The sequence below is a fragment of the Cognatiluteimonas sedimenti genome (genome assembly GCF_022808325.1).
Lineage (GTDB): Bacteria > Pseudomonadota > Gammaproteobacteria > Xanthomonadales > Xanthomonadaceae > Cognatiluteimonas > Cognatiluteimonas sedimenti.
The window spans coordinates 1,258,291-1,270,617 of record NZ_JALGCL010000001.1; the positions used below are offsets into that span (position 1 = coordinate 1,258,291).

General features: G+C 71.0%; 12 protein-coding genes. 3 read left to right on the forward strand and 9 right to left on the reverse strand.

Going from position 1 to position 12,327, the window contains the following annotated elements; translation table 11 throughout:
* Positions 1-2 precede the first annotated feature (2 nt).
* The 7 genes from MQC88_RS06000 to MQC88_RS06030 all read right to left on the reverse strand — a co-directional run bounded on the left by MQC88_RS06000 (position 3) and on the right by MQC88_RS06030 (position 8,105).
* Entirely contained in the window at positions 3-1,154 is a 1,152-nt protein-coding gene (locus tag MQC88_RS06000; RefSeq protein WP_243319925.1) for an NAD(P)/FAD-dependent oxidoreductase, read from the reverse strand.
* Entirely contained in the window at positions 1,144-1,650 is a 507-nt protein-coding gene (locus tag MQC88_RS06005; protein WP_243319928.1) for a protein tyrosine phosphatase family protein, read from the reverse strand. Before MQC88_RS06005 ends, MQC88_RS06000 begins: the two co-directional genes overlap by 11 nt.
* 134 nt (positions 1,651-1,784) lie before the next feature.
* Positions 1,785-2,222 (reverse strand): thioredoxin TrxC, encoded by a 438-nt coding sequence (trxC, locus tag MQC88_RS06010; protein ID WP_243319929.1) that lies wholly within the window; start codon positions 2,220-2,222, stop codon positions 1,785-1,787.
* Positions 2,219-5,476, reverse strand: coding sequence for an efflux RND transporter permease subunit (locus MQC88_RS06015; protein ID WP_243319932.1), 3,258 nt, complete (start codon positions 5,474-5,476; stop codon positions 2,219-2,221). Before MQC88_RS06015 ends, trxC begins: the two co-directional genes overlap by 4 nt.
* Positions 5,469-6,542 carry an efflux RND transporter periplasmic adaptor subunit gene (locus MQC88_RS06020; RefSeq protein WP_243319934.1) on the reverse strand — a complete coding sequence of 358 codons (1,074 nt, stop codon included), beginning with the start codon at positions 6,540-6,542 and terminating at the stop codon, positions 5,469-5,471. Before MQC88_RS06020 ends, MQC88_RS06015 begins: the two co-directional genes overlap by 8 nt.
* A 5-nt stretch (positions 6,543-6,547) precedes the next feature.
* On the reverse strand, positions 6,548-6,775 hold the full coding sequence (locus MQC88_RS06025; RefSeq protein WP_243319935.1) for a YgaP family membrane protein: 228 nt from the start codon (positions 6,773-6,775) through the stop codon (positions 6,548-6,550).
* 46 nt (positions 6,776-6,821) lie between these two features.
* A complete protein-coding gene (locus MQC88_RS06030; protein ID WP_243319937.1) occupies positions 6,822-8,105 on the reverse strand; it encodes an NAD(P)/FAD-dependent oxidoreductase in 1,284 nt (427 codons plus the stop codon).
* Between the two features lie 463 nt (positions 8,106-8,568).
* Here MQC88_RS06030 and MQC88_RS06035 point away from each other — a divergent pair, with 463 nt between their 5' ends.
* The 3 genes from MQC88_RS06035 to MQC88_RS06045 are packed head-to-tail and all read left to right on the forward strand — an operon-like array spanning position 8,569 to position 10,525.
* Positions 8,569-8,898, forward strand: coding sequence for an ArsR/SmtB family transcription factor (locus tag MQC88_RS06035; RefSeq protein WP_243319940.1), 330 nt, complete (start codon positions 8,569-8,571; stop codon positions 8,896-8,898).
* Positions 8,895-9,779: an MBL fold metallo-hydrolase gene (locus tag MQC88_RS06040; RefSeq protein WP_243319942.1), complete on the forward strand. Its 885-nt coding sequence runs from the start codon at positions 8,895-8,897 to the stop codon at positions 9,777-9,779. Before MQC88_RS06035 ends, MQC88_RS06040 begins: the two co-directional genes overlap by 4 nt.
* Complete coding sequence (locus MQC88_RS06045; protein ID WP_243319944.1) at positions 9,776-10,525, forward strand: sulfite exporter TauE/SafE family protein; 750 nt, start codon at positions 9,776-9,778, stop codon at positions 10,523-10,525. The genes MQC88_RS06040 and MQC88_RS06045 overlap by 4 nt, the downstream gene beginning before the upstream one ends.
* Before the next feature lie 48 nt (positions 10,526-10,573).
* Here MQC88_RS06045 and MQC88_RS06050 read toward each other — a convergent pair whose 3' ends face one another.
* Positions 10,574-11,914: a TonB family protein gene (locus MQC88_RS06050; protein WP_243319945.1), complete on the reverse strand. Its 1,341-nt coding sequence runs from the start codon at positions 11,912-11,914 to the stop codon at positions 10,574-10,576.
* Positions 11,901-12,287, reverse strand: coding sequence for a BlaI/MecI/CopY family transcriptional regulator (locus MQC88_RS06055; RefSeq protein ID WP_243319947.1), 387 nt, complete (start codon positions 12,285-12,287; stop codon positions 11,901-11,903). Before MQC88_RS06055 ends, MQC88_RS06050 begins: the two co-directional genes overlap by 14 nt.
* Positions 12,288-12,327: the final 40 nt, after the last annotated feature.

Consider the following 12,327-nt stretch of genomic DNA (forward strand, 5'->3'; position numbering starts at 1 on the left):
GATCAACGGTATCGGCGCAGGTAACGCTTCTCGAACGCGACCTTGGCCCAGTGCATCGCCCGCAGCGGCGGCAGCACGCGGCTGCCGCCTTCGCGCCGCGTCACCAGCATGCCGCGGTCGAGCGAATCGACGATGCACACCAGCTCGCTGCGGAACGACTCCGCAGGCGCCTCGCCGCGCAGCTCGCGCAGCAGGTTGCGGGCGGCGACTTCGGCCTGCAGGTCGGCCTGGTGCGCCTGCTTGGGCATCCAGTCCGGGCCCGGGAAGCTGCCGCCGTCGCCGGCGACATAGGTGCGGGCGAAGCCGGGCACGCGGCAGCTGGCCTCGCCCTGCACGAAGCCGCCCGGCGAGCGTGGCAGCGCGGTGTCGTCCAGCCAGGCCTGGCCGGTCAGGCCCGGCATGAACAGGGTGAGGTCGCTGTCGATGCGGGTGCGTTCCAGCCGCACCGCGCCGGCCTCGAAACGCTGCGGCTTCTCGCCCAGCACCGTGTCGATGCCGCGCTTGCGCATTTCACCAAGGAGCATTCCCACCGCGCGCTCGCCAAGCCGCTGGCCGGGCGTCTGCGAGGGGCTGAAGAAGACGAGCCGGAACTTGTCCCGGCGCCCCTGCCTGCGCAGCAGGGTATCGATGCCGAACACGAACTCGAACACCGGCCCGCCGCGCATCGCGATCGGCTCGTTCGGATTGCTGCCGAAGCCGAAGCACAGGGTGCCACCGTCGAGCGCGGCCAACCGGTCGCGGATCGCCTCGCCGGCCACCACGCCTTCGCAGGGGATGATGGCGTGCTCGATGCCCGGCAGCTTGCGCAGGAAACGCGCGCCGGTGGCGATCACCAGGCCGTCGTTGTCCACGTCGCCGGCATCGGTGCGGAGCCGGCGGCCGTCGGCCGAAAGCCCGGTGGCATGCGCGGCATGGAAATCGATGCGCTCGCGGCGCAGGAATCCCTCCAGCGGCACTACCAGGTCCTCGCGCCGGCGTTGCCCCGACGGCAACCAGATGGTGCCCGGCAGGTACTGCAACTCGGCGACCGGCGCCACCAGCGTCAAGCGCGCGCGCGGCGCCTGCCGGCGCAAGGTGCGCAGCGCGGTCAGGCCGGCGAAACCGGCGCCGACGACGGTGATCCGCGCGTCGTCCATGGTCGAACTACCGGCCAAGGCCCAGCGCCTCCCGCAGCCGCGGCTCGGTACTGGTCATCCCGGCCTTGCGCGCCAGCGCCAGCGCCGCATCCACCGGCACGCCGTCGAATTCAGCCTGTTCCAGCGCCAGCAGCGCGCCGGCGCGGTTGCCACTGGCGCAATGCACCAGCACCTGGCCGTGGCCTGGCGCGAGCGCATCGTGCAGCAGGCGCGCATTGTCGACGGTGATGCCATCGGCACCGGCGACCGGGATCTGCACGTACCGCAGCCCCGCCGCGCGCACCTCGGAGCCTTCGTCGCGACCCGCCAGTTCCTCCCCGGTGCGCAGGTTGACGACCGTGGCGACGCCGCGGGCGGCGATCGCGCTCCAGTCGCCGGGCGCGGGCTGGCCCGCCGTGTACAGGCCTGGCAACACTTCGACCACGGCCACCGTCGGCGTCGTCACCTCCGGAGGGTTGGAGGCGCAGCCGGCCGCGAGCAGCAGCGCGAATGCAATGGCGGCAATGCGCGGCACGCCGCGCCCGCACCTGACCGGCGTGGCGCAGGTGGCGGCGGAAGCGGATACGGGATGGGATCGGGATGGGTGCATCGTGGTGCTACTCGGAAAGTGTGGAAGGACAGGCGACGCCGCGCAGCCGTCACCGGCCATCATGGCAACTGCGCGCGCGTCCAGCGCACGATGTCGGCCGCACCCATCGCACCGGCCTGCCGCGCAAGTTCGCGGCCATGGTGGAACAGCGCCAGCGTCGGGATACTGCGGATGCCGAAGCGATTGCCCAGCGCCGGTTGCGCTTCGGTGTCGACCTTGGCCAGGCGCACGCGCGGCTCCAGTTGCGCGGCGGCCTGCTCGAACTGCGGCGCCATCATCCGGCACGGCCCGCACCACGGCGCCCAGAAGTCGACCAGCACCGGCAGCTGGCCACGCTCGACGTGGGCGGTGAAGCCCGGTGCGTCCAGCGCCAGCGGCTGACCGGTGAACAGCGGCTGGTGGCAGCGCCCGCAGTCCGGGCGCGCGTCCAGGCGCCCTGCGGGCACGCGGTTGAGCGACTGGCAGTGCGGACAGGCGACGAGCAGCGGATCGGTCATGCGGCCTCCTCGCGCGGCGCCGCTTTCGGGCGCGCGCGCAACAACGCGTAGTACAGCAATGGGATCACGACCAGCGTGAGCGCCGTGCTGACGAGGATGCCGAAGATCAGCGAGACCGCCAATCCGTTGAAGATCGGATCGTCGAGGATGAAGAACGCGCCGAGCATCGCGGCCAGCCCGGTCAGCACGATGGGCTTGGCGCGTACCGCGCAGGCATCCACCACGGCATCGGCCAGCGCCACGCCACGCGCGGTTTCCTGGTTGATGAAGTCCACCAGGAGGATGGAATTGCGCACGATGATCCCGGCCAGCGCGATCATGCCGATCATCGAGGTCGCGGTGAATTGCGCGCCCAGCAGCGCGTGCCCCGGCATCACCCCGATCACGGTCAGCGGAATCGGCGCCATGATCACCAGCGGCACCAGGTAGCTGCGGAACTGCGCCACCACCAGCAGGTAGATCAGGACCATGCCGGCAGCGTAGGCGATGCCCATGTCGCGGAAGGTCTCGTAGGTGATCTGCCATTCGCCGTCCCATTTGACCGCGAAGCCGCTGGTGTCGGCGGGCTGGGCGACGAAGCTCTGCGCGATTTCCTGCCCGCCGACACGGTGTTCGCGCAGCTGGCCGACCAGGTCGAACATGCCGTACAGCGGGCTGTCCAGGCGGCCGGCCTCGTCGCCGGTGACGTAGACGACCGGCAGCAGGTCCTTGTGGTGGATGGCGCCGTCCCACGGCGCCTCCTGCACCGCCACTAGCTCCGACAGCGGAACGAGCTGGCCTTGGCCGCCGCGTACCTGCAGCGCGAGCAGGCGCTGCGTCGTGGCCTGGTCGCCTGCGGGCAGGCGCAGGCGCACCGGTCGCGGGTATTTCGACGCGCCGTCGTGCACGTAGGTGGCGTCCAGGCCGGTCAAGGCCGCGGCCAGCGCGTCGGCGATCGCCGACTGCGGCACGCCCAGGCGCGCGGCGCGCGCGCGATCGACCACCAGCACCTCGCGCGGGGCATCGCTTTCGACGCTGGTATCGACATCGACGATGCCTTCGGTGGCGCGGAAACGCTGTTCCAGCGCCTTGGCCAGCCTGCGGCTGGCCGCGTAGTCGGGGCCATACAACTCGGCGACCAGCGGCGCCAGCACCGGCGGCCCGGGCGGCACTTCGACCACTTTCACCGATGCGCCGTGGCGCCGCCCGATCGCGTCCAGTTGCGGCCGCAGCGCGCGCGCGATGTCGTGGCTCTGGCGTTCGCGCTGGTGCTTGTCGACCAGGTTGACCTGCAGGTCGCCGACGTTGCCGCCGCTGCGCAGGAAGTACTGCCGCACCAGGCCGTTGAAGTTGATCGGCGCGGCGGTGCCGGCATAGCCCTGGTAATCCAGCACCTCGGGCACCTTGTCCACGACCGCGGCCAGTTCCACCAGCAGCGCGTTGGTGGCTTCCAGGGTGCGGCCCTCGGGCAGGTCCACCACCACCTGCAGTTCGGACTTGTTGTCGAACGGCAGCATCTTCAGCACCACCGCCTGGAACACCGCCAGCGACGCGGCCAGCAGCACCAGCGCGGCGATGCCACCGAACAGCCACAGGCGCCGGCGGCCGCCGCGCGCGGGATCCAGGAACGGGCGCATCAGCCTGGAGAACATGCGCTTCAGCCTTGTTTCGCGGGCCGCTTCGGCTTCGCCGGCATGGTCGCCGTCGTCCGTGGCGGGCAGGTGCCTGCCCAGCAGCTTCAGCGACAGCCAGGGCGTCACCACCAGCGCGATCGCCAGCGACAGCAGCATGCCGACCGAGGCGTTGATCGGGATCGGGCGCATGTACGGCCCCATCAGGCCGGAGACGAAGGCCATCGGCATCAGCGCGGCGATCACGGTGAAGGTCGCCAGGATGGTCGGGCCGCCGACTTCGTCCACCGCCGGAGGGATCGCCTCGCGCAGGCTCTTGCCTCCGAGCGCCATGTGCCGGTGGATGTTCTCGACCACGACGATCGCGTCGTCCACGAGGATGCCGATCGAGAAGATCAGCGCGAACAACGAGACGCGGTTGAGGGTGAAACCCATCGCCCATGACGCGAACAGCGTCACCGCCAGCGTCAACACCACCGCGCTGCCGACCACGATCGCCTCGCGCCAGCCCAGCGCGAACAGCACCAGCAGCACCACCGAGCCGGTGGCGAACACCAGCTTCTGGATCAGCTTCATCGCCTTGTCGGTGGCGGTCTGGCCGTAATCGCGGGTCACGGTGGCATGCACGCCGTCGGGGATCAGTTCGTCCTGCACCTGGCGCAGGCGCGCGGCAACCGCGCCGGTGATGTCGGCGGCATTGCTGCCGGGCTTCTTGGCGACCGCTATGGTCACCGCGGGCGCCAGTCCCGCGATCGGGCCGGCGCGTCCGGGCGGTGCGCCATGCCAGGCGTAGCGCGTGGCGAGGTCGCCTCCGGCGCGCACCGTGGCAACGTCGGACAAGCGCAACGGCTTGCCGCCGGACAACCCGACCACCAGGTCGGCGACATCGCGCGCGCTGGCCAGGAAGGTGCCGGCGGTTACCGGCACCGCGGCATTGCCGGCGACGCGTTCGCCGACCTGGCGCACGACATTGGCCGCCTGCAGCGCCTGGGCCAGGTCGGGCACCGCCAATCCGTACGCGGCAAGCCGCGCCGGATCCAGGGTCACCGCCACCACCCGGTCGGGCGCGCCGACGGTGTAGACGTCGCGCGTGCCGGGCACGCGCTTGAACTCGGTTTCCAGCGTGTGCGCGACTTCCGCCAGTTCGGTGGGCCCGCGTTGCAGGTCGTCGGTCCACAGCGTCACCGCCATCACCGGGACGTCGTCGATGCCCTTGGGCTTGATCAGCGGCTGGCCCACGCCCACGCCCGGCGGCAACCAGTCCTGGTTGGAATAGACCTGGTTGTAGAGGCGCACGATCGCCGGCTGGCGCTCGATGCCGACCGTGTATTCCACGGACAGCACGGCCATGCCCGGGCGGCTGATCGAGTACACGTGCTTGACGCCCTCGATTTCCGAGAGCTTCTGCTCCAGCGGCGTGCTGACGAGTTGCTCGACGTCGCGCGCGCTGGCGCCCGCGAACGGCACGATGACGTTGGCCATGGTGACGTCGATCTGGGGCTCTTCCTCGCGCGGCGTGACCAGCACCGCCACCAGGCCCAGCAACAGGCCGAGCAGCGCCAGGATCGGCGTCAGCGGGTTGGCCTGGAAGGCGGCGGCCAGGCGGCCCGGCAGGCCCAGCCGGCCGTGGCCGGGGTCACTCACGGTTGCCTCCGGCGGCCTTGCGTTGCGCCGCCAGCGCCTGCACCGCGGCGACCGGGTCGGCGGCAATGGTCTCGCCGCGCACCAAGCCCGCCAGGACTTCGACCCGGTCGCCGCGGCGATCGCCCAGGCGCAGCTGCCGCAGCGACAGCCTGCCGTCCCGCAACACATACACGCCACTGACCTCGCCGCGCTGCACCAGCGCCGACGCCGGGATGCTGTTCGTCGGCGCAGCGGCGCCGGTGGCGATCGGGAACACCACCTTGGCGGTGGCGCCGGGCACTGGAGCGTCGCCGATGTCGGGCAACGCCACGCGCACGCCGACGCTGTGGGTCAACGGGTCGGCGGCCGGAAACACGACCACTGCGGCCGCGGCGACGGCGCGCCCGTCGGCGAACACGACCTGCGCGCGGCCGGCGCCGCGGATCGCGTCGGCCTCGGACTGCGGCACCTGCACTTCGATCCGCAGCGCGCCTGGCGCGTACACCGACATCAGCGGCTGGCCCGGGTTGACGCTTTCGCCAGGTTCGACCCGCCGGGCGCTGACGATGCCGTCGAACGGCGCGCGCACCACCGTGTAGTCAGCCTGCTGGCCCGCCTGCGCCAGTTGTGCGCGCGCTGCGTCGCGCCCGGCCACCGCGCTGTCGCGGGCCGCGCGCGCCTGGTCCAGTTGCGATTTCGACACGTACTGACCACCGGCCAGCGCGGCGAAGCGGCGATAGTTGGACTCCGCTTCCGCCGCCGCGGCCTCGGCGGCGCGCAACTGCGCCCGCGCGGTATTGGCGCCGGCCTGCTGCTCCACGGCCGTCAGCCGCAACAGCACCGTGCCGGAAGCGACGCGGTCGTTCACGTCCGCGTTGACCACGGTCACCCGCCCGGCGGTCTGCGCCGACAGGTCGGCCTGGCGCACCGCCTCGACCACGCCATCCCAGCTGCGACCGCGGTCGCCGGCGGGCGCCTGCACGACCAGCGTTTGCAGCTTCGGCAGTGGCGGCAGCGCGGCCGGTGACGGTTCGCCGCCACACGCGGCCAGCGCGGCCAGCAACGCAGCCGCGAGAGTCGCGCGCATGCGGTTCAACGGCAGCAACTCGCGCCCTCTGCGTTCCGGCCGATCCCGAGCTTGCGCATGACCATGCCCGCCGGGCAAAAACCGGTAAACGCCGACTGGAACAAGTTGAGGCCGATGAAGGCGGTGAGCAGCCACCACCACGGCGAGACCAGCTGCGTCAGCGCGACGCTGGCCAGGACCATCACCCCGGCGAAGGCCATGATGGCGCGATCCAGGGACATCGGTGTTTTCATGTGCTTGCTCCGGGGAAAAAAGGGGGAGGGAAGATCGTGGGGACGCCTATTTTTTCGCGCCCTTGAGCCGCTCGATGCCGAGCAGTCCCATGATGTATTTCTCGTAGATCGGCTCGGACGTGCCGTGGCGCATCTTGTAGAGGAAGTACTTCTCGAAGCCGACCTTGGCCAGGTGCACCCACTTGCCCTCCCTGGCCCAGGTCACGTTGCGCGGCGGGATCTGCGGCAGGGCGACGAACGCCACGCCGGTATCGCCCATGTCGGCCAGGCACACCGCGTTCCAGGTGCCCTCGAAGTCGGCCGGCTTGCCCTGCAGTTCGGCCTGGATGTTGCGCACGATGGTGGTGACCATCGACTCGATCATGAAGCCGGTCTTGGGCGCACCGGTGGGAACCGGCGTCGCCTCCACCGGCGGGATCGCCACGCATACGCCGGCGGCGAAGATCCGCGGATGCTTCGGGCTGCGCTGGTGCTTGTCCACGATCACGAAGCCGCGCGGGTTGCACAGCCCCTCGACCGCGGCGACCGCATCCACGCCCTTGAACGCCGGCAGCAGCATCGCGTACTTGAACGGCACGACGTGCTCGTCCTGCGGCTGGCCCTTGCCGTCGTGCTCGACGGCAACGACTTCGCCGGGTCGTACTTCCTGCACCTTGGCGTTGGTGATCCACTTGATGTGGCGCTGGCGCAGTTCGTACTCCATCAGGCCCTTGGAATCGCCGACGCCACCCAGGCCCATGTGGCCGATGTAGGGTTCGCTGGTGATGTAGGTCATCGGCACCTTGTCGCGCAGCTTGCGGCGGCGCAGGTCGGCATCGAGGATCAGCGCGAACTCGTAGGCCGGTCCGAAGCAGCTGGCGCCCTGCACCGCGCCGACCACGATCGGGCCCGGGTCCTGGAGGAAGCGTTCGTACGCCTCCCAGGCGTGCTGCGCATGCGGCGTGGTGCAGACCGACTGGGTCAGGCCGCCGTCGGGACCGGTGCCCGGGACTTCCTCGAACGCGAGCTTGGGTCCGGTGCAGACCAGCAGGTAGTCGTAATCCAGCACCTGGCCGGCAGCGGTATGCACCTGGCGGCCGTCGGCATCGATGCGCTGCGCCCCGGAGCCGTCGAAGGCGATGCCCTTGCGGCCCAGGTGCTCGGCGGCATCCAGGGTGAAATCCCCGGATTTGCGCCAGCCCACCGCCAGCCACGGGTTGGACGGGGTGAAACTGAAGCGGTCGCCCAGCCCGACCACCGTGACCGGATGGTCCTTGCCCAGCGTTTCGCGCAATTCGTAGGCCGCGGCCATGCCGCCGAGCCCTGCGCCTAGCACCACGATCCTGGCCATCTTCAGCATCCTCCGGCGCCGTGGCGCCGCTGTGTCGGGATTTATATTAGTTATATCTTATATTAGTGTCAACTGATATTGTTGACGCTGCAGAAGGAGCAATCGCCATGTCGCCAACCGCCGCGAACCGGGCCGCAGGGCCCGGATGCATATGCCGGCAAATGCCTCCACGGGCATTCGACGCCCGCCTGCGCGCGGGTGTCTTGATCGATATCAGGAAACGTGCCGAATCCGGCGCCGGGGCCAGCGCCGGGGCCAGCGCCGTGCGGCGCGGCAGGCCTGTGTTGCCGGTCGCCGTTCGGGCACCGGCGCACGCCCGCGCGGGGGACCAACCCGCCGAAGGCCTCCGCCGAACGGCCTGCACCGCAGGGGGCGCGGCCCGGGGCGCGCGCCACGAGGCCGCTTGCACGACCGGCGGCGCCAGCGACTGGACTGTGGCCGGGCTGCGCCCGACCATGCGCTGATGCCCACGATCGATCCCGAAGCGATGCGTGTCCACGCCGGCGACGCCGCGCAGCTGCTAAAGGCGCTCGGCAACGAGAAGCGGCTGATGCTGCTGTGCCTGCTGGCGGAAGGCGAGCGTTCGGTCGGCGAACTCAATGCGCGGCTGGACCTGAGCCAGTCGGCGTTGTCGCAACACCTGGCCCTGCTGCGGCAGGACGGGCTGGTGACGACGCGTCGTGAAGCCCAGAGCATCTACTACTCGCTGGCCAGTGGCCCGGCGCAAGCCGTCATTGCTACCCTGCACGGCATCTATTGCGGCGGCGATGCGCCGCTGTGCGAGGGATCGTGAGCGACGACGGCCTGCAGATCCAGTCGTTCTTCCACGCCGACACCGGCACCTGGAGCCATGTCGCCAGCCGCGGCCGCGATGCGGTGGTGATCGACCCGGTGCTGGACTACGACGGCAAGGCCGGGCGCGTGTCCAGCGACAGCGCACGGGCAGTGCTGGATTACGTGGGCGCGCACTCGCTGCACGTGCATCGGATCCTCGAGACCCATGCCCACGCCGACCATCTCAGTTCGGCGGCCTTCCTGCGCGCACGCACCTCGGCGCCGGTGCTGATCGGCGCCGGCATCGGCGAGGTGCAGGCGCATTTCTGCGGGGTCTTCGGCATCGCTCCCGGCGACCGCACCATCGCCGATGCGTTCGATGCCCTGCTGGTGGACGGCGACGTGATCGAGGCGGGCGCCCTGCGCATCGAGGTGCTGGCGACCCCGGGGCATACCGCCGACAGCCTGTCCTACCGCATCGAGGACAACGTGTTCGTCGGCGACACCCTGTTCGCACCGGACGTGGGCACCGCGCGCTGCGATTTCCCCGGCGGCAGCGCCGAACAGCTTTACGCGTCGATCCGCCGCCTGCATGCCCTGCCCGGCGATACGGTGCTGTGGCTGTGCCACGACTATCCGCCCGCGGGCCGCTCGCCGCGGGCCAGCGTCGGCGTCGCCGAATCCCGGCGCGACAACCGCATGCTCGACGCGACGACAACGCAGGCGCAGTTCGTCGCGGCGCGCACCGAGCGCGATGCCGGCCTGCCGGTGCCGGTGCTGCTGTATCCGGCGCTGCAGGTCAACATCCGCGGCGGCCGCCTGCCCGATGCGGATGCGGCCGGCAGGCGCTACCTGCAGGTTCCGTTGCAGGTCATCCCGCCAGCCGACGGCATCGCGTGAGCGAAACCGACCTGCTGCTGGCCGCGCTGTTCTTCGCGGTCGCCACGCTCTACGCCTCGGTCGGCCATGCTGGCGCCAGCGGCTACATCGCCGCGATGGCGCTGCTCGGCTTCGCGCCCGAGCAGGTGCGCCCGACCGCCCTTGCGCTCAACCTGCTGGTCGGCGGCATCGGCCTGCTGCGCTGGTGGCGCGGCGGCCACGTGCGCTGGCGCAACGTGTTGCCGTTCGTGCTGGCGTCGGCGCCCGCCGCGTTCCTGGCCGCACAGGTCCAGCTGCCGCGCGAGAGCTATTCGCTGCTGCTGGGCATGGTGCTGCTGGTCGCCGCCATCGGCGTGTTCCATCACGCCGCGCGCGCGGAGCGCGAGGACGCCGAGACCGCGGGCCGACGCGTGCCCTGGCTGCCGGGCCTGGTGGCCGGTACGGCGATCGGGGTGCTGTCGGGCCTGACCGGCACCGGGGGGGCGATTTTCCTGACGCCGCTGCTGCTGTTCGCGCGCTGGATGCCAACGCGGGAAGCCAGCGGCACCTCGGTCGCGTTCGTGTGGATCAATTCGCTCACCGGTCTGGCCGGGCTGCTGCACGCCACCGGCACGCTGCCGTCGATGCTGCCGCTGTGGCTGGGCGTGGTCGCGATCGGCGCCCTGCTCGGCAGCCAGCTCGGGCTGCACTGGCTGCCGGTGCGCGGCCTGAGGCGCGTGCTGGGCGTGGTGCTGCTGGTGGCCGCGGCGAAGCTGCTGTTCGCCTGAGTGGCACGCGCGGCATCGCCTGCGCGTGCCCGTGCCACCATGGCGTGATCAGCCCTTCGCCGCAGGGGCCGCGGCCTTGGGTTCGGACTTGAACCAGATCGGCACCCGCACGCGGCCGCCGACGGCGCGGCCGTCCTTCATCCCGGGATTGAATTTCCACTTGCGCGCGGCCTCGACCGCGGCGGCGTCGAACAGGCCCGCCGGCTGCGAACGCTCGACCACCACGTTACCGACGCTGCCGTCGGGGGCGACGTCCAGGACCAGCATCACCTCGCCATCGATCCCCTTGTCGTTCAATCCCGGGGGATAGGCTGGCGCCTGCTTGCTTACGACCAGCGGCAGCTCCGGCGGCGGCGGCGGCGGCGGCGGTGCGGGCGGCGGCGGCAGCGCCTGCAGGCCGGCGGCGTTAGGGGGAACGGGCGGCGCCGGGGGAACCGGGGCGGCCGGCGCTGCCGGAGCCGGCGGCGGCGCGGGCGGCGGCGGCACGGCGGTTGCCTGGCCAGGCATCTGCGCGGCCCAGGCGGTGACGCCTGCGCCCAGGGCCAGGGTAGCGACCAGCGCGGCGCCGGCCAGCAAGCGCCGCGGCGACGGAACGGGTTTGACGAGCATGGCGATTCTCTCCCTGAGTGGATGGCCGAAGCCGAACTGGCAGCCCACGGGGATTCCCTGGGCTGCACATTGAGCTTGCAGCAGCGCCTCGCCGTAAGCCCGGCGCGCGCGCGGATGGCGTGCGATCACGCAGGCGTCGCAGGCCAGTTCCTGGTCGTGATGGAACCGGCGCGCGGCGTAGTGCAACAACGGGTTGAACCAGAACAGGCAGCGCAACGCGGCCACGCAGGCGTTGGCGTGGAGGTCGCCACGGGCGATGTGGGTGCGCTCGTGCTCGAGCATCAGGGCGCGCTGGCCGGCGCTGTAGCGGGTCTCGAAATCGGCGGGCAACACCACCGTCGGCTGCCACCAGCCGATGGCCGCGGGCAAACCTTCGCTGGCGTCTGCCTGCAGCCCGTCGCCATGCGCGCGCAGCCGGCCCAGGCCTTCGTGGAAGCGTCGTTGCCGCCAGGCGAACGCGATCGTCGCCAATGCCGCTCCAAGCGCCCACGCCAACAGCAACAGCCCGCGCAGGTCCGGCATCGCCGCGCCCGCAGCCAGCGCGCGTGCCGGTGCAGCGGCAAGACCCGCGGCCGTCGGCACCGCGATCGCGATCGGCGCCGGCGCCGCCGGCAGCAGCACCGCCAGCAGTGCCACCGGCACCAGCGCCCACGCGCCATAGGCGATGCGCGGGCCGAACCCCGTCCGCAACGCGCGCCGCGACAACAGCACCAGCACGATGGCCAGACTGCTGGCGAGCGTGGTTTCCAGCAACGGGCCGATGAAGTCAGTCGCCGGCATGGTCGATCTCCTCGATCAGCTTGCGCAGCGCCGTGATGTCGGCGCGGTCGAGCTTGCGATGGCGGCTGAAATGCGCCACCAGCGGCGCGACCCGGCCATCGAACAGGCGCTGCAGCAGTCCTTCGCTCTCGTCCAGCAGCCAGGCCTGGCGACTGAGCACCGGCGTATAGAGGTAGCGGCGACCGTCCCTGGACGCCTTGATCGCGCCCTTCTTCAGCAGGCGATTGAGCAGGGTCTTGATCGTGGCCTCCTGCCAGTCCTGGCGGTCGGCGAGCGCGGCGACGACGTCCTCGGCCGCCAGTGGCGCGCGGCCGCCTGCCTCGGCCGTCCACAGGACCTCCATGACCACCGATTCGGCTTCGCTGACCTGCATTCGATTACACCTGTAAACCCATGACATGAATTTACGCTTG

What these genes read in the sequence shown, in the direction of transcription:
- trxC (WP_243319929.1), bottom strand. Translation starts at nt 2,222, where the DNA reads ATGACCGATCCGCTGCTCGTCGCCTGTCCGCACTGCCAGTCGCTCAAC.
- MQC88_RS06020 (WP_243319934.1), bottom strand. Translation starts at nt 6,542, where the DNA reads ATGCGCGCGACTCTCGCGGCTGCGTTGCTGGCCGCGCTGGCCGCGTGT.
- MQC88_RS06025 (WP_243319935.1), bottom strand. Translation starts at nt 6,775, where the DNA reads ATGAAAACACCGATGTCCCTGGATCGCGCCATCATGGCCTTCGCCGGG.
- MQC88_RS06030 (WP_243319937.1), bottom strand. Translation starts at nt 8,105, where the DNA reads ATGGCCAGGATCGTGGTGCTAGGCGCAGGGCTCGGCGGCATGGCCGCG.
- MQC88_RS06035 (WP_243319940.1), top strand. Translation starts at nt 8,569, where the DNA reads ATGCCCACGATCGATCCCGAAGCGATGCGTGTCCACGCCGGCGACGCC.
- MQC88_RS06050 (WP_243319945.1), bottom strand. Translation starts at nt 11,914, where the DNA reads ATGCCGGCGACTGACTTCATCGGCCCGTTGCTGGAAACCACGCTCGCC.
- MQC88_RS06055 (WP_243319947.1), bottom strand. Translation starts at nt 12,287, where the DNA reads ATGCAGGTCAGCGAAGCCGAATCGGTGGTCATGGAGGTCCTGTGGACG.